We start from the raw sequence: 18,556 nt of genomic DNA, 5'->3' as shown, positions 1-18,556 counted from the left end.
CCAGACAGACCGAGTTGCGATTATATATTTCTATAATTCAAGGATTATGGAAATATGGATGAACGTCAGGCTTTGTCCTCCTTTGCAGCGCTTTCGCAGGAAACCCGGCTGCAGATCGTCCGCACCCTTGTAGTGGCAGGCCCTGAGGGCATGGCTGCCGGAGCGATTGCCGAAAAGCTTGGCGTCTCCCCTTCCACGATGTCTTTCCACCTTAAGGAGCTGGACCGTTCTGGCCTGATTGGTCAGCAGCGCGAATCGCGTTCAATCATCTACACCGCCAACTACGATGCCTTGGCTGGATTGATCCGCTTCCTGACGGAAGATTGCTGCGCCGGGAATCCCCACATCTGCACACCGGCGGCAGCAGTCGCTTGCCACTCACCGTCACCTGTCGAGAAAAAGGCGTGATTATGGACGTCACCATCTACCATAACCCCGACTGCGGCACCTCCCGCAACACGCTGGAAATGATCCGCAATGCCGGCATCGAGCCCATCGTGATCGAGTACCTCAAGGACCCGCCCAGCCGGGAAGAGCTGGTCAGGATGATCTCGGACGCGGGCCTGACGGTGCGCCAGGCGATCCGCGAGAAGGGTACGCCCTATTTGGAACTGGGCCTCGACAACCTGGATCTCACCGACGATCAGCTGCTCGACGCGATGCTCAAAGATCCGATCCTGATCAACCGCCCGTTCGTGGTCACACCTATGGGTACACGGCTGTCACGACCGTCCGAAGTCGTGCTCGATATCCTGCCGGAGACTCATAAGGGGGCGTTCGCCAAGGAAGACGGCGAACAGGTTCTCGATGCGGAGGGCAAGCGCATTGTCTGATTTGCCTGCCGCATCACTTGCACATATGAACCAACCGGACCTGGACGCGCTGCGTCCGCCATTCTCGACGCACAAGCCGCGTATCCTGATCCTTTATGGCTCGCTGAGAGCCGTCTCCTACAGCCGGCTGCTTGCTCACGAAGCCGGCCGGCTACTGGAGCATTTCGGGTGCGAGGTGAAGATCTTCGACCCCACCGGCCTGCCGCTGCCCGATGCTGAACCTGCGACACATCCCAAGGTGCAGGAACTGCGCGACCTCTCGGCCTGGTCGGAAGGCCAAGTCTGGGTGTCGCCGGAGCGCCACGGTGCGATGACAGGCATCATGAAGGCGCAGATCGACTGGATCCCGCTTGCGGTGGGCTCGGTACGGCCGACCCAGGGCAAGACGCTGGCGGTGATGCAGGTGTCGGGCGGGTCGCAATCATTCAATGCGATTGGCCAGTTGCGGATTCTCGGCCGCTGGATGCGAATGATCACCATCCCCAACCAGTCCTCAGTCGCCAAGGCGTTTCAGGAGTTCAACGCGGACGGCCGCATGAAGCCGTCAGCCTACTACGACCGCGTCGTCGACGTCTGCGAGGAGCTGGCGAAGTTCACACTGCTGACCCGAGACGCCTCCAACTACCTGACAGACCGCTATAGCGAACGGAAGGAAGACGCGGAAAAGCTGGAGCAACGCGCGAGCCTCAAATCAATATGACCGAACGGCTGCCGCTTACCGCCATCCTTGCCCTTGGCGTCACGCAGATCATCGGCTACGGCACTCTTTATTACAGCTTCGGTATCCTTGCGCCGGATATGGCCTCATCACTCTCCTGGCCGACGGAATGGGTGTTCGCGGCATTTTCGGTGGCGCTTCTGGTCGGTGGACTGACAGCGCCATGGCTGGGCAAGTGGTTCGACCGTATTGGCGCCGGCCGCATCATGATGCTGGGTTCCGCCGTCGCCTCTGTGGCGTTGGTGGCCTGCGCGTTCGCACCAGGAGGAGTGGGCTTTGTATTGGCGCTTGTGCTCATCGAGACCGCGGCCAATCTCGTGCAATACGGAGCAGCTTTTGCACTCCTGGTGCAGATCGGGCCGCAGGTCGCACAGCGCAGCATCACCTATCTCACCCTGATTGCCGGCTTTGCATCGACAATCTTCTGGCCCATCACCAGCGCGCTTCACGCGCATTTGACCTGGCAGCAGGTCTATCTCGGCTTCGCGGTACTGAACCTTCTGGTCTGCCTGCCTTTGCACACCTGGTTGTCGTTTAGGGGGACAAGAAAGCGGGCAGCCTCTGCCTCCGCCGCCGCGACCCCTGTGCCGGGGCGCCTGCATCCGGATCTACGCCGTCTTGGCTTCGGCCTGATGGTCGTCGGCTTCTGCCTTCAGTCGCTGGTAAGCGCGGCGGTGCTGGTTCACATGGTGCCGCTCTTGGCGGGCCTGGGGCTTGGCGCAAGTGCGGCCTTGGTCGGCACGTTGTTCGGGCCGTCGCAGGTGTTGAGCCGGCTCGCCAACATGTTCTTTGGGCGAAATCTTGCACCGCTCCATCTCGCGGTCATATCGGCTGTGCTGATACCGGGGGGTGCGGCCATCCTGGCGGCAACGGCGCCGTCGATTGCCGGCGCTACGGCCTTCGCTGTCATCTTCGGCATGGGCAACGGGCTTTTCAGCATCGTGGCCGGGACGCTGCCGCTGACCCTGTTCGGCAGTGAGGGCTATGGCAGCCTCCAAGGCAAGCTGATGGCAGCGCGCCTGATCGTCTCGGCAGTTGCCCCGTTCGCGCTTGCCCTGTCGATGGAGCGCATCGGCATCACGTCGTCCCTGACGGTGATCGTGCTATTGGGCGTCGCGGGCTGCGGCGCTTTCCTGGCAATTGCGGCCGTAGTGCGCCGACATGATCTTGCGAGCGGGCGGATCGCCGGTAGCACTCCCGCCGGTCACGTCTAGGACCAATCGACATTCAGGTTTCGGGCGTGGCGCGAGCTGATTTTGTTTCTGAACAGGAGGGAAGGCTGCAGTGGAGCCTTTCCTCCACAAGGACTTTCCGACGTCTTCAGGGACAAAATCCGCCGCGTCCCAAAGGGATATGGTGAAAATCGCCCATTTCCGCGTCGCGAACCCTCGATGGAAATAGGATCCACCTTCGGTTTCGCTCCTAGAACTGAACGATTTCCCCTCATACCACGCCCCAAATCCTGAAGGTCGATTGGTCCTGGGCCAGGTCGAAGACGTGGTGGTGGATGTGGCCATCAAACATGGCGAGCAAGCCCTTGGTTGCCTCGCGGCTCTCGTAGCGGACGGGGGACTCCAACGCTTCGGCCAGTGCCTCACGGCTGTCAAACATGGTGGAAAGCACCATGGGATATGTCGGTGCCCCATCGTCACGCTCGATGTTGTAGAGCACGCGCACTTCGCGAATGCCAGGTAAGGCGAGCCACATCGGCATCAGCGTCTCGGCGACGTAACCGCGGAATGCCGCTTCCTTGCCTGCGTGAATCGTGCCCTCGAAGAAGGCCTGTCGGATGATCATGTCGCGCCCCAGATCAGTTGACGGTGGTGGGAGGTGTCCGGCCGGCAAAATGGGCCGCCAGGTTGGACAGGACGAGTTCGCCCATGGCCATTCGTGTCTCCAATGTCGCGCTGCCCTGGTGCGGCATCAGAACCGTGTTCGGCGCGGTGAAGAACTCTTTGCGGATGTTGGGCTCGCCGACAAACACGTCGAGGCCGGCGCCTCCGATCGTGCCGTCATTGAGGGCCGCAAGCAGGGCATCCTCGTCGATCACTGTCCCGCGGGCGATGTTGATGATGATCCCCTTGGGACCGAGCGCCTTCAGGATCTCGGCATTGACGATGTTCTTCGTTTCCGCTGTTGCCGCGATGATCACGCAAAGCACGTCGCTGTCCTGCGCGAGCGCTAATGGCGATTCGCAGGATGTCCAGTTCGTGTCCTTGACAGGCGAGCGGTTCCAGTAGCGCACCGACATACCGAAGGCTTCTGCACGTTGACCGAAGGCGCGCCCGATTTGGCCAAGACCCAGGATGCCGAGCTTCTTGCCCTTCGGGCTGGTGCCGAGCGGGAAGGGGTCTTTGCCCCAGAGGCCCTTGCGCACGAAGGCGTCGCCCTTGGCGACATGGCGAAGTGAGGCCAGCATCAGGCTGATGCCGAGATCGGCGACGTCGTCGGTAAGCACGCCCGCCGTGATTGCCACGTCGATATTGCGGCTGCGGGCAAAGGCAAGATCGATCCGGTCCGTGCCAACCCCGTTGACGGAAATGACGCGGAGGTTCGGAAGTTTCTCGATCCACTCGTTGGAGAGGCCATTGCCGCCTCCGGTGACGACGCCGCGAATATTGGGCAGCGCCGCGTCGATCTTGGCTTTCTCCGCTGGCTCATACAAGCGATGCACCGCATAATCGGCTTCGAGCCTTTCGTCGAAAGGCTTCATGATCGGTTCGACCAACAGGATCTCTGGCTTCATCTTTAAAATTCCATCTGAAACAGCCGATCAGGAGATCTGGCCAAGGAAGGTCTTCAGTCGCTCGTTCTTAGGATTGCCGAAGAAGGCGTCCGGCGTATCCATTTCGAGGATCTCGCCGCGGTCCATGAAGATGACGCGGTCCGCCACCTGTCGGGCAAAGCCCATCTCGTGCGTCACGCAGAGCATGGTCATGCCCTCTTTGGCGAGATCGATCATCGTGTCCAACACCTCCTTGACCATTTCCGGGTCGAGCGCCGAGGTCGGCTCGTCGAACAGCATGATCTTGGGGTTCATGCAGAGAGCGCGGGCAATGGCGACGCGCTGCTGCTGTCCGCCGGAAAGCTGTGCCGGATATTTCTCAGCCTGTTCGGGAATTCGAACTCGCTCCAGGAAGGCGCGGGCCGTCTTTTCCGCCTCCACCCGCGCGATCCCACGCACTTTCATCGGCGCGAGCGTGCAGTTTTCCAGCACCGTCATGTGGGGGAAGAGGTTGAACTGCTGGAAGACCATGCCGGTCTCCTGCCGCACCAGATCGACATTCTTGCCGCCGGCAGTCAGGTCATGACCATCAACGACGATGCGGCCATCCCGGATCGTCTCCAACTGGTTGATGCAGCGGATCAACGTGGACTTGCCCGAGCCGGACGGTCCGCAGATGACGATCCGCTCGCCACGGCGCACCGAAAGCTCGATATTCTTCAGGGCGTGAAAGGCGCCGTACCATTTGTTGACGCCTTCCATCTGCACTGCCAGGTCGGAAGATCCCGTAATGTCGGCCGCTGCTATTCCAGTCATGCGAGATCTCCCTTTCCCGAGCCGTTCTTACTTCTTAGCCGCGGCGACAAAATCCGGAAGCGGCGCGCCGAGCCACTTCTCATGGATCTTGTTCAGCTCGCCATCGGCCTTGACCTTGTCGATGAAGGCGTTGACAGCCGTCAACAGCTCGGTAGAGCCCTTGCGTACCACTATCCCCTGAACCTGCTGGCTGAGCTGCAGCTTCTGGTCGAAGCGGCCCGGCGCAGCCTTTTCGATCTGGGCAGCCACGACATTGGATACGCCGATCAACTCGACCTGGCCCGACAAGAGGGCCTGGACGGCACTGGCGTCGTCATCGAAGCGCTGGATCTTGGCATCCTTGGGCGCAACCTTGGTGACGGCCGTATCCTGCGTGGAAGCGCGTGCTACGCCAACTGTTTTGCCGGACAGGTCCTCCGGCTTGGCAACCTTGGTGGCGGTGGCGCCGAAGACGCCGATGGAAATGCCGGCATAGGGCTGGGAGAAATCGACGCTCTTTGCACGCTCCTCGGTAATGCCAAGCGAGGCGACAAGAAGGTCCACCTGGTTGCTCTGCAGGTAGGGAATGCGATTGGGCCCGGTGACCGGCACGATCTGCACCTTCACGCCCCATTCCTTGGCCAACAGCTTTGCCACATCGGCATCATAACCGTCCGGCTCGTTGGACGTGTTCATGATGCCGAATGGCGGGAAATCGACCAGCATGCCGACTTTTACCGTGCCGGCTGACTTTACGCTATCGACCGTCTGTGCCGACCCGGTGGAAGCAGTCGCGCCGACGATCATGCCAGCACCGACAGCCGCGATTAATATCCGCCGGGAAATGTGAGAGCCAATATTCATGATCCTACCCTTGTGTGTTGCGCCGGCATCCTCCGTCCGGCTGTGAATGTCCGTCAACGTTCCGTTGCGCGGGAGAAACGAAATTCCATTCGGCGCGCCAGCACGGAGAGCGGCCAGCAGAGCACGAAATAGACAGCCGCCACCGTGCCGAACACCATAAACGGGCTAAAGGTGGCATTATTGATGATCTGACCCTGCCGTGTGAGCTCCGTGAAGCCAATGATGGCGGCAAGCGACGTGCCTTTGATCAATTGAACAAGGAAACCGACCGTCGGCGCCACCGCGATGCGGCTTGCCTGGGGAAGGACGACGTAGCGCATGCGGTTGACATAGCGAAGGCCGAGCGCCGTCGCCGCTTCCCGTTGGCCGGAAGGCACGGCTTCGATGCAGCCTCGCCAGATTTCCCCAAGGAAGGCGCTGGCGTGCAACGTCAGTGCGACGGCGGCGGCGATCCAGGGATTGATCGCCAGACCCAGGATATTCATACCGAAGAACACCAGGAAGAGCTGCATCAAAAGCGGCGTGCCCTGGAACAGGCGGATGAAGCCGGTTGCCAGACCACGAAGCCACTTGCTATCGGAAACTCGGCCGAGCGCAATGAGAAGTCCTCCAAGACCGCCGCCTGCAAAGGCGATCGCCGACAGCGCGACGGTCCACTTCGCCGCCATGACGATGATCCAGAACTCGGGCAATCCGAACGGTCGAATAAGCGGCATGATCCTGCTCCTATCGGCTCAGCGGGTATTTGAATGCTGCCTTCTCGATTATGGCGAAGATTGCCGAGAAGCCGGTCGACATGACGAGATACATGAGGGTGATGACGATATAGACCTCGAAACTGGCGAAGGTCTGGGACTGGAGATTGTTCCCGGCTGCCGCAAGATCGTCGGCGGATATGGCCGAAACGACGCTTGAGGTCAGCATCAGGTAGATGAACTGGCTGGTGAGAGCCGGATAGACGGTTCGCAAGGCCGGTTTCATGATGATGTAGCGGAAGATCTGCAGCTTGGAGAGGCCAAGTGCTGTTCCTGCTTCCAACTGACCCTTCTGGATGGACTCGATGCCCGCACGGATGATCTCGGTGCCATAGGCGCCGAAGTTGACCACAAGCGCCACCAGGGCTGCACTGTTTGGAGTCAGGCGGATACTAAGAGAGGGAAGGCCGAAGAAGATGAAGAAGATCTGCACCAGGAAGGGCGTGTTGCGGATGATCTCGATATAGGCATCAATCACCCAGCGTAGCGGGGCGATGCCGGAAGTCTTGCCCGCGGCGCAAAGAATGGAGACGATCAGGCCGACGATCATTGCGGCGACCGAAAGCTGGATCGTCAGCCACGCGCCAAGCAGAAGTTGATCGAAGCCCGCAAATACGGGCGCAAAATTGACGGTGTACAACTGGGACCTCCCCAACGCTTGAACAACTGGCGTCTCCTCCCCAGCTGAGCAATTGGATCGATCTAATTCCTTTTTCAGCAGAAGGTCAAGGCTAAGCGGCCATCAGCGATCGAGAGTGTGGCTAGTTCTTCTCAGTGTTCGTGATCGGTCGGGGTCTTGGCCTCGCCGCAGGGTTAGCCGCGAAGGCTTGGCTTGCGTTGGGCAACTGCGGTCGCAATATCGAACATGGCCGCTTGCCGAGTTTCATTCAGAAAGCTTCCGACGGAGGCTGGGCGACCGACGTGATACCCTTGAACGGCGTCGATTTTCAATTCCCGCAAGAGCTGCAATTGCTCTTCTGTCTCGACCCCTTCGACCAATATCTTGGGGCCGCGATGGCGTATAAGCCCGATAATATCCTGCAGCATCGTTCTGCCGCGCAGCGTATCGCTGTCATGCAGGAAAGAGCGGTCGATCTTCACCTTGTCGAAGTCGATCAGCCTCAGCCATGACAGGCCCGCAAATCCGGTGCCGAAATCGTCGAGCCAGATCTTGATGCCTAACGTCTTGAGGTCGTTGATGCACCGCAGGATCTCGGAATGGGTCTCCATGTCAAGTCCTTCGGTGATTTCGAAGGCAAGCCGTTTGCCGGAAATTCCGGTCTCGTAGAGGATAGCTGCGACGCTGGCTGCGAAACCTGGCGTCTTCAATTGAATAGGCGATACGTTGACACTCGCCGTTTCCACATGATTGTCCACGAGGAGGTCCCGACAGACGGTACGGATGGCCCAACGTCCAAGTTCCAGGATCGTCCCCGTTCGCTCCGCAATCGGGATGAAGAGGCTGGGCGGAATTGCTGCGCCATCCAGCGTCCTGAGACGCATCAAGGCTTCGACAGAGGTTCCCGATCCCTGCGAGGTTAGATCCTTGATCGGCTGGTAGACCAGGGAGACGAGATCCTGCTTGATAGCGATCTTAAGCAGAGCTGCGATGTTCTCGCTTTCGTCGCTGCTTTCGGGATCGGCCGGATCGAAGACGCGGGCGCAATTACGGCCGCTCGCCTTGGCGCTGTAAAGTGCGCGGTCGGCCTCGTGGATGATCTTTTCAAGCTTGGCGCCGCTTTGCTCGCGGGTGAAGGCGCCACCGACGCTGACGGTGACGATAGCCGTCCCGTCGCGCCGTTCCTCATGGACGATGTTCAGCTTTTCGACAGTATGACGGATGGTTTCAACCAGCGCGACAACGCCATCGCGGCTGTCGATGGGAGAAAGAATAATGAATTCCTCACCGCCATAGCGCCCGATCGACCCCTCGTAAGGCTCGATCGCTTCCCGGATGGCTGTCGCAACCTCGATCAGGCAGCGATCACCCTCCTGATGGCCGTAAGCATCGTTGTACTTCTTGAAGAAATCGACATCCGCCAGGATCGCGGCAAAACCCTTGCCAGTCTGCTGCCAATTATTCCAATACTGCTTCAGCCTTTCATCGACGGCACGCCGGTTTTCGAGACCGGTCAGATAGTCGGTGCTCGACATCCGCAGCAACGCGGCACCCCGCAGCACCGCTTCTTTTTGCTGCGTCCTCGCTTCATGGGCATTGAGGAAGACGTTGTAGCGCTCACGGTTCAGCTTCCAGTTCACATAGGTCGTGAAGACGAAACAGGAGATATAGAAAGTGCCGAAGGCGAGCGCATACATATCTCCCGGCCAGAACGCTGAGAAAGAAAAGAGAAATGTGAGAAGAACCGCGCTCGACGCCAGGACGGACAAGCGGAAGCGGAAGCTGAAGAAGAGGTTGGCGCCCATCATGAAGATGGTTCCGAACACCATGAAATAGGAAAGGCTCTGTGCATGGGCCGTATGCACCGCCGGTAGTACCCACACGGCAAAACCCATCACGAGCGCAACGGCGCTGGTGGCATCCAACCATTTGATGCCGACATTCATGGTGATCTGGATTTCAAGAACGGTCAGCGCCAGTACGCCGAGCATGACCCGGGCGGCGATCGTGTAGACTGCCACGTCTGGAATGAGCAGAATGTCGTTTGCAGAAAACAGAATATAGACAATCACCGCGATCCACAGCCCCTGCCGTGTCGCGTTCTTTCGTACGACTTCGTCATTCGCCTCGTAAAGGCGACGAAGCTGATGCGCTGACGGCCTCTGCAGTTTTTCCTGCAGATCGGTCTCCACCGTCTCGGCAAACGTGTGCCTCATGCACTGTCCTATCGGCTCTTGGTTCGGGGCTCGCCAAGCTTGCATGCCCTCAAACGTTGACTGCGTATTGCCGGGCGCCGATCCTTTGGGCGACACGAACCATGCGCTGATCCCACCTAAATAGGGGGGCGGCAATTAAATCTGGTTAAATTTACCAAGAATCCTGATTTCCCCAGGGCACTAAGAAATCTAATGGTTAATCAGAAGTTTACGACTATGTTCAAATTTGCGGGAAGGCAGCGGCCCAAGACGCCGTCTTTCTGCAAGTGTCTCATCATATGACGGAAATTTCCTATGACCCAAATGAAGATGGAATTCGACGGTCACAGCCTTATAACGCCTGCGGCGATTGCGGGCGAGCTTGAAGCCGATAGAGGTGAGCGGTTCGAGGAGTATCTGGCGGAAGGGCGTGGGGAGCTGGCGCTGATGCTGGAGCTTGCCCGGCAGCAGTTCGAAAAGGGTGAAGACCCGACCCGAGCCATCGATCGCGTAACAAGATCGCTTCATGACATTCGCGGCAGGCTGCCGACACGCGTCTGGCAGGAACTGATGCCCTTCATTCAGGGCCACCCGATTGCAGAGTTCTTTCTGCAGGATCCGCTGACCCGCTGGTCATGGGACAAGCCGCGCGGCTATTCCGGCGATGCGAGGTTGCTCGACTTCATCTACCGGCATGAGAGTGTGACCGAGGACGTGGCGCGTGCCACGGATCTCGGCCGTGCCTTGTTCGAGTACACCAGCACGGCACCGTCATCGCTTGCCAACTGGGACCGGCGCGACATCCTTGCAGCCCAGGTGGACGAGGTGGCAGCCGCGAACGGGCCGGGCACCGAAGTTCTCAGCGTCGCCGCCGGGCACCTGCGCGAGGCGGAATATTCCGCCGCCTTCAAAGAGAAACGGCTGAAGCGCTGGGTCGCTCTCGACCAGGACCCGATCAGCATCGGAACCATCGCGCGGGATTATCAGGGAACCGCGGTGGAAGCGATCGACGGATCCGTCCGGGCGATCCTAACTGGCCGCCAGCAGCCGGGCAAGTTCGACTTGGTCTACGCGTCCGGTCTTTACGACTACCTCATCGACAAGGTCGCAATAAAGCTTACTCAACGTTGCCTGGAGATGCTGAAGCCCAACGGCACCTTCCTGTTCGCCAACTATTCCTATCCGATCCTGGTCGATGGCTATATCGAGACCTTCATGAACTGGCAGCTGTTGCTGCGCTCGGAGGCTGACATGTGGAATATCATCCACGCCTGCGACGAGAACGGTAAGTACGAGTCGAAGGTCTTCTTTGGCAAGAACCGGAACATCGTCTATGGGGTGATGAAGAAGCGCTCCTGAGGATAATGACCGGCCTTCGGCGGAAAAGCTGCCGGAGGCCTCATTGTTCTGCGCAAGAGGCGGCCAATCAAAAAGATGCGAAATGTCTTTTGTTCGGCAGTATCTGCGGCTTCGACCTGATAAACCAAGGCGGGAATCAGGAGGAGCAAGAATGACGACTATATGGATCGAGAGGGTGCGGGTGGCCCAGCGTGCCTTCCCCGGGGGCTGGCGTATATCCGACATATCCAGCGTCTGAGATCAAACTCATGTCTTTACCGTCTTTCGCTGCGTCCCGGCGCGCTATTTCCACGACCGGCCCGTTGCTGATGCTTGTCGGCATGCTGATGTTCGCGCTCAACGATGCCATGGGCAAATGGCTGGTCGCCAGCTATGGCCTCGGACAGGTCGTCATGCTGCGCAGCCTTGCTGCCTTGTTGATACTCACACCCATCGTCTGGCATGCCGGATGGCAGAACCTGAAGTCTGTCGAGCGGCCATGGATGCAATTCGCCCGCGTCTTTTTCTCCACGGCCGAGGTGTTCTGCTTCTATTATGCGGTCGCATATCTGCCGCTTGCGGATGTCATGACCTACTGGCTGGCGGCACCGATCTATGTGGCAGCCTCCTCACCGTTCCTGCTCGGCGAAAAGGTCGGCTGGCGGCGCTGGACGGCAATCGCCATCGGATTTGTCGGTGTCATCGTTACCCTGGAGCCGTCGAGCGCCATGTTCACCATGCCGGCGATCATCTCCATCATCGGCAGCGCGGCCTTCGCCTTCATGCTGATTTCCGGGCGTTTCCTGCGCGGCACGCCGGACAGCACGCTGGTGTTCTTCCAGGTGGGCGGTGCGGGGCTGGCAGGGCTTGTCTTCGCGCCTGCCGATTGGTCGCCGATCGCCTCGACGGGCGACCTCCTGCTTCTCGCCCTGCTCGGCATCGTCGCAATGGCGGCACACATGCTCGTCAACCGGGCCTTGAAGATTTCGGATGCCGCAACGGTCGCCCCGTTGCAATATACGCTTCTGCTCTGGGCAGTGGTATTCGGCTGGCTGTTCTTCGGCGACACGCCGCGGCTGACCATGATGATCGGCGCGGGCTTGATCGTCGCGTCGGGGTTGTTCATCTTCATCCGCGAACAAACGTTGAAGAAGCGAGAGAGAATCTTGCCCGCGATTCCGGAATGAAAGAAGGCCCGCAACTCAACTGCGGGCCTTCCAACCTGTTTCGGCCGGTGGTTTACTTGGCCCGAACCTGTTTCAGTTCGGCCAGGATGCCGTCCACGACGTCAGGACCGATCTCGGCCTTGTGCTTCTCGTAAACGACCATGGACTTCTCGCGGATGCGCTGCTGCTCTTCCGGCGAAAGCGTGTTCACCTGAAGGCCTGCCGCCTTGATCTTTTCCAGCGACGTCTTGTTGAGGTCGCCGATAACCTGGCGTTCGACATCGCGGCCGACAACTGCGCAATCACGCAGGGCAGCCTGTTCTTCCGGTGCGTAGGTGTTGAAGATCGCCTTGGAGAACAGCAGGAGGAAGGGCGTATAGGCGTGGTTCGTCTCGGTCACGTATTTCTGGACCTCGAAGAACTTCGACGTGTCGATCGTCACATAGGGGTTTTCCTGGGCATCGATCGCCTTGGTTTCAAGCGCCGAGAAGACCTCGCCGAAAGCCATCGGAGTCGCGTTGGCGCCGAGGTTCTGGAACGTGTCGAGGAAGATGTTGTTCTGCATGACGCGAACCTTCATCCCCGAGAAGTCTTCCCACTTGGTGACCGGACGAACAGAATTCGACAGGTTGCGGAAGCCATTTTCCCAGTAGGCGAGATTGACGAGACCAGCAGCTTCCAGCTTCTGGTTCATCATGTCGCCGAACTTGCCGTCCAGCACCTTGTAGGCTTCCTGCGGGTTGGAAAACAGGAAGGGCAGGTCGAACACGCCGAGCGCGGGCACGATGCCGACAAGCGGCGACGAGGACGTAACAACAGCTTCCTGAACGCCCGAACGCAAGGCCTGGGTCGCCTGAAGGTCGCCGCCGAGTGCGCCGCCCCAGAAGGCGGTGATCTTCATCTTGCCGCCGGATTTTTCGTCCAGGCAGGCTTGCATGGCCTTGATGCCGTTGCCGACCGGGTGGTCGGCATTGATGCCGTTGGAGACGCGGATATTGCGCGCCTTGAAATCGGCTAGGGCCGGAGCGGCTGCCGAGCAGGCGAGTGCGAGGGCAGTGGTGGTCAGTAGCAGTTTTCTCATTTTATCCTCCCATGGATGAGCGTGAGACAGGTTTAGTGAAGCCAGCGTGCTGGCACGAGTACGAGGTCTGGAAACAGAACGAGAAGAAACAGCACAAGCGTTTCTGCGACGAGGAAGGGCCACACCCCGGCGGTTACTTTTCCGAGTGGTATGCGCGCAACCCCGCTGACCACGTTCAGCACCACGCCGACCGGTGGCGTGATGAGGCCGATCGAGTTGTTCATAATGAACAGAACACCGAAATAGACCGGATCGATGCCTGCCTGCTTGACGATCGGCATCAGGACCGGCGTCAGGATCAGGATGGTCGGCGTCAGGTCCAACGCCGTACCGACGATCAGAACCAGGATCATGATCGCGAACATCAGCAACATCGGGCGGTCGATCAACGGCTCGATATAGCCGACGATTTCGGCAGGAATATTGGCGGCTGTAATAAGCCAGGATGATACGAGCGCAGCCGCCACCAGGAACATGATGACGGACGTGGTCTTGGCAGCCCGCAGGATGACGTGCGGTAACTGGCTGGGCGTGAGCTCTCGGTAGACAACCATGCCGACGAACAGCGCGTAGACAGCAGCGACGACAGCCGCTTCGGTCGGCGTCATGATGCCGGCCTTGATGCCGCCGAGGATGATGACCGGCATGCCGAGCGCCCAGGCAGCGCGGCCCGTGATGCGAAGCCGCTCGGCCATGGCTACCTTCGGCAGCGGCTGGACATTGTCCTTGCGCACGACGATCAGCCAGGCGACGATCAGGGACAGGCCCATCAGGATGCCCGGGAAGATGCCGGCTAGGAAAAGCTGGGTGATCGACACGTTGGCTGCGACACCGAACACGATGAAGGCCATCGATGGCGGGATGACGGGGGCGATGATGCCGCCGGCAGCGATCAGGCCGCCCGAGCGGGGAATGTTATAGCCTGCCTTTGCCATCATCGGAATGAGGATCGAGGCCAGTGCCGCCGTATCGGCAGCCGCCGAACCCGAAATGCTTGCCATGATGATGGCCGCCATGATCGCGACGATACCAAGGCCACCGCGGATATGGCCGACGCAGGCGATCGCGAAATCGATGATACGACGTGACAGACCGCCGGAGTTCATGAGCTCGCCGGCCAGGATGAAGAAGGGAATGGCGAGCAGGGTGAATGTGTCCACGCCTGCGATCATGTTCTGGGCGATGATCTGCGTGTTGAACATGTCCATGTACCACATGAGCACGACGCCGCAGAACATCAGCGAGAAGGCGACGGGGACACCGACCGCCATGGCGCCGAGAAGCGAAACGATGAAGACGATAAGGGTCATCAGGTGCGCTCCGCCATCTGCTCGATGGTGAGGTTTTCACCGGCAAATATACTGATTTCCTGGTCCGAGACCCGGCCGGTGAGATACCTAAACAGGCGCTCCAGCGCTATCAAAGACATGCCGAGGCCGGTAAACAGGCCGATGCCGTAGACCCAGATCATCGATAGGCCGGTTACCGGAGCCGTCATACTGGCGTTGATCTCGAACTGCTGCCAGGTGCCCCAGAAGAAGATCATCGAGCACACGAGGATGATGACGTTCGAAAGAACCATGCAAATAAGACGGCCGATCCGGCCAAAAAGCGCTACCACGCTTTCGACGCCGAGATGGCCGTGTTCGCGAAAGGCCACGACTGCCCCGATGAAGGTGAGCCAGACAAAGAAGTAGCGCGAAAGCTCCTCGGAAACCGACATGCCGGAATTGAACGCGTAGCGCAGCACGACATTCGCGAAGACCATCATTGCCATGACCGAGAGCAACACGATCAGCAGGACTTCCAGCGCCTTGAAGAATAGATCGATGGTTTTTTGCATGTTCCCCTCCCGACCTTAAATGAGCTTGCGCTGGGCAAGGTTCTTCATCAGCGCCGACAGGCCGAAGCTCCAGGCAGGGCAGTTGGCGCTGTGTTCAACCCGGTTGATCAGCCGGCCGAGCTTCGGCGATGAGATTTCCACCACGTCGCCGATCTCGTGCGTGAAGCCGAGGCCCGCGCCGCGGCGATCCTTCACCGGCGCAAACATGGTGCCCAGGAAGAAGACGACACCGTCGGGATATTGATGATTCTCGTTGACGAGCTGGCCCACCAGCTCTTCCGGCGAGCGGCTGATGGCTTTCATCGGGCTGACGCCGGTCATCTCGAAGCCGTCGCTTCCCGTTACCGATAGCGAAATCTCGGCAGACTTGACGTCTTCAAGAGTGAACTTGCCGTCGAAGAGGCGAATGAAGGGACCAAGCGCGCAGGAGGCGTTATTGTCCTTCGCCTTGCTGAGCAGCAGTGCGGACCGGCCTTCGAAATCGCGCAGGTTAACGTCGTTGCCGAGGGTGGCGCCGACGATATGGCCGGCCGACGTCACGGCCAGCACCACTTCCGGTTCCGGATTGTTCCACTGCGACTTCGGGTGGATGCCCACCAGCGCGCCGCAGCCGACGGCCGACATGGGCTGGGCTTTGGTGAAGATTTCCGCGTCCGGGCCAATCCCGACTTCGAGATACTGCGACCAGAGGCCCATGTCCTGCAGAAGGGATTTCACCTCGGCCGCCTTATCCGAACCTGCTACCAAGCCTCTAAGGCTGTCGCCCAACACCGGTGCAAGTTGCTTGCGGATTTCCTGCGCCCGAAGCGGATCGCCCTTGGCCTGTTCCTCGATCACGCGCTCCAGCATGCTATCGGCAAACGTGACGCCGGCGGCCTTGATCGCCTGCAGGTCTGCCGGGGCAAGCAGTTCTCCGGCGCTGCCGTCGAGAAAAGCTTGAAGCATGCCGAGTGGTGCAAAGCTCGAACGGTCCTGGAGAGCCTGGACCAGGTCCTTGATTTCGAGAATCTGGGAGAGGGTGGGGGCCAGGCTGGAAAGGTCGAGGATCTGTCCGGAGGTGCTGTCCAGAAGCACAGGGCAGGGGCCGCCCGCGGTCTTCGACCAGACACGGCCGATAAGCAAGGCACCCGTCGCTTCTTCGGGCAGAATCATTTCCGGTATAAGTGCATGCTCGGCCGTCACCGCGCGCTCCTCCTCGTATGCGGAGCCATGCTCCGATATGCTGATTGTCAGGATGTCTGACAACCGCTCCCACATTTGTTGTAGATGGAGTTTTGGAGGATGTCTAGCGCCACCTCAGGCTGTGTCCACAGGGGGTGGATCGATCCAAGCCGGCTGTTTACACGCCTGACGCTAGAAAACGTCGACCTTGAGATCGACACGATCGGCTGCCCCGATAAGATGGCGGCGCATGGCGTCCCGCGCCTTCACCGGATCGCCTGTGGCGATCGCATCACGAATGGCGACGTGCTCGGCTATGGTGATTTCTACAATTTCTTCTAGGACTGCCGTTTCCCGCGCCGCGTTGATGGCGAGATGGATTCGTTCGGCAACGAAGCCGAGGAACATCAGGAAATATTCGTTCTGCGTTGCTGCGGCGACCTGTCGGTGAAAGGCGAGATCGGCAACGATGCCCTCATCCGTCCACTTGTCGGCCCCGGACATCCTACCAAGCGTTTCGTCGAGCTTCGCCAGATCGTCGGCCGTGTGATGAACGGCAGCCAGTCCTGCTGCCTCGATTTCGAGCGGCAGCCTCAGCTGAAAGAGGCTGCGGAAACTGCCGCGATCGGCCAAATTGTCCTGTTCGATGCGGATCGAATGGCGGTGCTGGGTATCCGTCGCGAAAGCGCCGACGCCCTGGCGCGTCTCCACGAGGCCTTCGTTGCGCATCTGTGCTATGGCTTCACGGACGACGGAGCGGCTGACGCCGAAGGTCTTGGACAGGAGATGTTCGGTCGGCAGCTTCTCACCGGGGGCGATGCGTCCCTCGCTGATCTCCTTGCCGATCTGCGCCGCTATGCGCGCCGGCAGATGCTCGCTTCGTCTGATCTGATTGAAATCCGCCACGGCCACGCTCGTCTTCTTCGTCAACTAGCTCTTCTACGAGATCGGGGGAAAACTCAACTGGCATCCAGGGTTCAGCAGTAGATCAGGATCGATCGCCCGCTTGATTGCGACCAGAAGATTACGATGAGTCTCCGGCAGCCTGCTTTCGAAATCTGACCGCTTGAGGCGGCCGATACCGTGCTCGGCACTGATGCTGCCGAGAAACCGGTCAACGACCTCGTTGAGGACGGTCTTTGCGGTATAGATAGCATCCAGGCGCGCCTGTCCGGTTATGTCGTTCGGGGGCAGGACGTTAAGATGGACGTTGCCGTCGCCTACATGCCCGTAGGAGATGCTGATGCACTCGGGAAGCGCTGCAGCAATGGCCATTTCCGCTTCCGCAACGAACTCAGCGAGGCTGGACAGCGGCACGGAGACATCGCTGCGCATATGCGAACCTCGTTTTGCTTGCCCCTCGTTCATGCCTTCCCGGATCAGCCACAGGTTCCGGGCCTGAGCCTGCGAAGCCGCGATCGTGCCATCGAGGACGAGCTCGTCCGTCATGACACCTTCCAGGAAGCGCTGCATGAGATCGTCTATATCGACCAGGCCACTGCCGGAAATTTCCATCAGCACATAGGCCGGATAGTCCGCGGAGATGGGGATGGGCAGGTCCGGCATGGCTTCCTTCGCCAGGGTGAAGGCAAGCGGCGGCATGAACTCGAAGGCTGACATCAGATCGCAGCAGTCGCGACGCGCCCGGCGATAGAGGGCGATGGCATCTTCCAGCGATGCCAGCCCCAGCAGGGCCGTCGTGACGTGGTCGGGATAGGGCGTCAGCTTGAGCGAGACCGCGGTGATGATCCCGAGCGTGCCTTCGGCGCCGATGAAAAGCTGCTTGAGGTCGATGCCGCGATTATCCTTGCGCAGGGTCGTCAGCCCGTCATAGATCGTGCCATCCGGCAGAACGACTTCAAGGCCAAGCACGAGCTCGCGCGTCATCCCGTATCGTAGAACGTTTATGCCGCCTGCATTCGTGGAAACATTGCCGCCGATTCGACAGCTTCCCTGTGCGCCGAGGGCAAGCGGGAAGAACATGCCCTTGTCCATGATCGCATCCTTGATTTCCGACAGGATGCAGCCGGCCTCTACCACGGCCGAGAAATCCTCTGCATCGATGCGGCGGATCTGGTTCATCCGCTCCAGGCTGAGGATGACTTGCCCATCCGGCTTGTCCGGAATACCACCAAGTACGAGACCGGTATTGCCGCCCTGCGGAACGATCGAAAGACCGAGCGTCCGGCACAGGTTGACCGCGTCGGCGACTTCCTGCGTCGAACGGGGCCGGATCACCGCAACGGCGCCACTGGTCACGTCGCCATGCCAGTCGCGGCAATAGCGCAGCATGTCTGCACTTTCGGTAAGAACCATGCTCTCTCCAAGCTTCGCCTGCAAGGTAAGGCGATGCTCAGCGGTGGCGCTGCCCTGATTTGTCATAGGTATTTCCTCGATGCGGCTGCCGTTCCGACTGGACTCCGTGTATCCGGTCGTCGGCAAATTCCTTGTTTTCAACGCAAT

At 59.6% G+C, this 18,556-nt stretch carries 19 protein-coding genes; 6 read left to right on the top strand and 13 right to left on the bottom strand.

The window, feature by feature from the left end:
• The first annotated feature begins 54 nt into the window (after positions 1-54).
• The 4 genes from EPK99_RS00640 to arsK are packed head-to-tail and all read left to right on the top strand — an operon-like array spanning position 55 to position 2,765.
• The gene (locus EPK99_RS00640; RefSeq protein WP_128440711.1) at positions 55-408 is read left to right on the top strand and encodes an ArsR/SmtB family transcription factor; all 354 of its coding nucleotides are present in this window, start codon (positions 55-57) and stop codon (positions 406-408) included.
• Positions 405-833, top strand: coding sequence for an arsenate reductase (glutaredoxin) (arsC, locus tag EPK99_RS00635; RefSeq protein ID WP_128440710.1), 429 nt, complete (start codon positions 405-407; stop codon positions 831-833). Before EPK99_RS00640 ends, arsC begins: the two co-directional genes overlap by 4 nt.
• Positions 808-1,533 carry an arsenical resistance protein ArsH gene (gene arsH, locus EPK99_RS00630; protein ID WP_164901656.1) on the top strand — a complete coding sequence of 242 codons (726 nt, stop codon included), beginning with the start codon at positions 808-810 and terminating at the stop codon, positions 1,531-1,533. Before arsC ends, arsH begins: the two co-directional genes overlap by 26 nt.
• The gene (gene arsK, locus EPK99_RS00625; protein ID WP_128440708.1) at positions 1,530-2,765 is read left to right on the top strand and encodes an arsenite efflux MFS transporter ArsK; all 1,236 of its coding nucleotides are present in this window, start codon (positions 1,530-1,532) and stop codon (positions 2,763-2,765) included. The genes arsH and arsK overlap by 4 nt, the downstream gene beginning before the upstream one ends.
• 229 nt (positions 2,766-2,994) lie before the next feature.
• Here arsK and EPK99_RS00620 read toward each other — a convergent pair whose 3' ends face one another.
• From EPK99_RS00620 to EPK99_RS00590, 7 genes are all read right to left on the bottom strand, one after another.
• On the bottom strand, positions 2,995-3,348 hold the full coding sequence (locus EPK99_RS00620) for an EthD domain-containing protein (protein WP_128440707.1): 354 nt from the start codon (positions 3,346-3,348) through the stop codon (positions 2,995-2,997).
• 13 nt (positions 3,349-3,361) lie between these two features.
• A complete protein-coding gene (locus tag EPK99_RS00615; protein WP_128440706.1) occupies positions 3,362-4,297 on the bottom strand; it encodes a 2-hydroxyacid dehydrogenase in 936 nt (311 codons plus the stop codon).
• A 27-nt stretch (positions 4,298-4,324) separates the two neighbouring features.
• Positions 4,325-5,092, bottom strand: coding sequence for an amino acid ABC transporter ATP-binding protein (locus EPK99_RS00610; protein ID WP_128440705.1), 768 nt, complete (start codon positions 5,090-5,092; stop codon positions 4,325-4,327).
• Positions 5,093-5,119: 27 nt separating this feature from the next.
• A complete protein-coding gene (locus tag EPK99_RS00605; protein ID WP_128440704.1) occupies positions 5,120-5,935 on the bottom strand; it encodes a transporter substrate-binding domain-containing protein in 816 nt (271 codons plus the stop codon).
• A gap of 53 nt (positions 5,936-5,988) precedes the next feature.
• Complete coding sequence (locus tag EPK99_RS00600) at positions 5,989-6,651, bottom strand: amino acid ABC transporter permease (protein WP_128440703.1); 663 nt, start codon at positions 6,649-6,651, stop codon at positions 5,989-5,991.
• 10 nt (positions 6,652-6,661) lie between these two features.
• The gene (locus EPK99_RS00595) at positions 6,662-7,330 is read right to left on the bottom strand and encodes an amino acid ABC transporter permease (protein ID WP_128440702.1); all 669 of its coding nucleotides are present in this window, start codon (positions 7,328-7,330) and stop codon (positions 6,662-6,664) included.
• 173 nt (positions 7,331-7,503) lie between these two features.
• On the bottom strand, positions 7,504-9,525 hold the full coding sequence (locus EPK99_RS00590) for a putative bifunctional diguanylate cyclase/phosphodiesterase (RefSeq protein WP_128440701.1): 2,022 nt from the start codon (positions 9,523-9,525) through the stop codon (positions 7,504-7,506).
• Positions 9,526-9,819: 294 nt separating this feature from the next.
• Here EPK99_RS00590 and EPK99_RS00585 point away from each other — a divergent pair, with 294 nt between their 5' ends.
• The gene (locus EPK99_RS00585; RefSeq protein ID WP_128440700.1) at positions 9,820-10,863 is read left to right on the top strand and encodes a class I SAM-dependent methyltransferase; all 1,044 of its coding nucleotides are present in this window, start codon (positions 9,820-9,822) and stop codon (positions 10,861-10,863) included.
• Positions 10,864-11,111: 248 nt separating this feature from the next.
• Positions 11,112-12,029: a DMT family transporter gene (locus tag EPK99_RS00580; protein ID WP_164901655.1), complete on the top strand. Its 918-nt coding sequence runs from the start codon at positions 11,112-11,114 to the stop codon at positions 12,027-12,029.
• A 52-nt stretch (positions 12,030-12,081) separates the two neighbouring features.
• Here EPK99_RS00580 and EPK99_RS00575 read toward each other — a convergent pair whose 3' ends face one another.
• The 6 genes from EPK99_RS00575 to EPK99_RS00550 all read right to left on the bottom strand — a co-directional run bounded on the left by EPK99_RS00575 (position 12,082) and on the right by EPK99_RS00550 (position 18,475).
• The gene (locus EPK99_RS00575) at positions 12,082-13,089 is read right to left on the bottom strand and encodes a TRAP transporter substrate-binding protein (protein ID WP_128440699.1); all 1,008 of its coding nucleotides are present in this window, start codon (positions 13,087-13,089) and stop codon (positions 12,082-12,084) included.
• Between the two features lie 32 nt (positions 13,090-13,121).
• Positions 13,122-14,399 carry a TRAP transporter large permease gene (locus EPK99_RS00570; protein ID WP_128440698.1) on the bottom strand — a complete coding sequence of 426 codons (1,278 nt, stop codon included), beginning with the start codon at positions 14,397-14,399 and terminating at the stop codon, positions 13,122-13,124.
• Complete coding sequence (locus EPK99_RS00565; RefSeq protein ID WP_128440697.1) at positions 14,399-14,932, bottom strand: TRAP transporter small permease; 534 nt, start codon at positions 14,930-14,932, stop codon at positions 14,399-14,401. Before EPK99_RS00565 ends, EPK99_RS00570 begins: the two co-directional genes overlap by 1 nt.
• A gap of 15 nt (positions 14,933-14,947) precedes the next feature.
• The gene (locus tag EPK99_RS00560; RefSeq protein ID WP_164901711.1) at positions 14,948-16,084 is read right to left on the bottom strand and encodes a fumarylacetoacetate hydrolase family protein; all 1,137 of its coding nucleotides are present in this window, start codon (positions 16,082-16,084) and stop codon (positions 14,948-14,950) included.
• 201 nt (positions 16,085-16,285) lie between these two features.
• Positions 16,286-17,005, bottom strand: a complete 720-nt coding sequence (locus EPK99_RS00555) for a FadR/GntR family transcriptional regulator (RefSeq protein ID WP_128442082.1) — start codon at positions 17,003-17,005, stop codon at positions 16,286-16,288.
• A 27-nt stretch (positions 17,006-17,032) separates the two neighbouring features.
• Positions 17,033-18,475: an FAD-binding oxidoreductase gene (locus EPK99_RS00550; protein ID WP_128440695.1), complete on the bottom strand. Its 1,443-nt coding sequence runs from the start codon at positions 18,473-18,475 to the stop codon at positions 17,033-17,035.
• Positions 18,476-18,556: the final 81 nt, after the last annotated feature.

The sequence above is a fragment of the Neorhizobium lilium genome, assembly GCF_004053875.1.
In the GTDB taxonomy this organism is placed as follows: Bacteria; Pseudomonadota; Alphaproteobacteria; order Rhizobiales; family Rhizobiaceae; genus Neorhizobium; species Neorhizobium lilii.
This window is presented reverse-complemented; position numbering and strand designations above follow the sequence as displayed.

Coding starts and splice junctions, on each gene's coding strand:
- EPK99_RS00580 (WP_164901655.1), top strand. CDS start 11,112: ATGTCTTTACCGTCTTTCGCTGCGTCCCGGCGCGCTATTTCCACGACC.
- EPK99_RS00590 (WP_128440701.1), bottom strand. CDS start 9,525: ATGAGGCACACGTTTGCCGAGACGGTGGAGACCGATCTGCAGGAAAAA.
- EPK99_RS00615 (WP_128440706.1), bottom strand. CDS start 4,297: ATGAAGCCAGAGATCCTGTTGGTCGAACCGATCATGAAGCCTTTCGAC.
- arsH (WP_164901656.1), top strand. CDS start 808: ATGCGGAGGGCAAGCGCATTGTCTGATTTGCCTGCCGCATCACTTGCA.
- EPK99_RS00620 (WP_128440707.1), bottom strand. CDS start 3,348: ATGATCATCCGACAGGCCTTCTTCGAGGGCACGATTCACGCAGGCAAG.
- EPK99_RS00565 (WP_128440697.1), bottom strand. CDS start 14,932: ATGCAAAAAACCATCGATCTATTCTTCAAGGCGCTGGAAGTCCTGCTG.
- EPK99_RS00585 (WP_128440700.1), top strand. CDS start 9,820: ATGACCCAAATGAAGATGGAATTCGACGGTCACAGCCTTATAACGCCT.
- EPK99_RS00550 (WP_128440695.1), bottom strand. CDS start 18,475: ATGACAAATCAGGGCAGCGCCACCGCTGAGCATCGCCTTACCTTGCAG.
- EPK99_RS00570 (WP_128440698.1), bottom strand. CDS start 14,399: ATGACCCTTATCGTCTTCATCGTTTCGCTTCTCGGCGCCATGGCGGTC.
- EPK99_RS00560 (WP_164901711.1), bottom strand. CDS start 16,084: ATGATTCTGCCCGAAGAAGCGACGGGTGCCTTGCTTATCGGCCGTGTC.
- EPK99_RS00600 (WP_128440703.1), bottom strand. CDS start 6,651: ATGCCGCTTATTCGACCGTTCGGATTGCCCGAGTTCTGGATCATCGTC.
- arsK (WP_128440708.1), top strand. CDS start 1,530: ATGACCGAACGGCTGCCGCTTACCGCCATCCTTGCCCTTGGCGTCACG.
- EPK99_RS00605 (WP_128440704.1), bottom strand. CDS start 5,935: ATGAATATTGGCTCTCACATTTCCCGGCGGATATTAATCGCGGCTGTC.
- EPK99_RS00610 (WP_128440705.1), bottom strand. CDS start 5,092: ATGACTGGAATAGCAGCGGCCGACATTACGGGATCTTCCGACCTGGCA.
- EPK99_RS00640 (WP_128440711.1), top strand. CDS start 55: ATGGATGAACGTCAGGCTTTGTCCTCCTTTGCAGCGCTTTCGCAGGAA.
- EPK99_RS00575 (WP_128440699.1), bottom strand. CDS start 13,089: ATGAGAAAACTGCTACTGACCACCACTGCCCTCGCACTCGCCTGCTCG.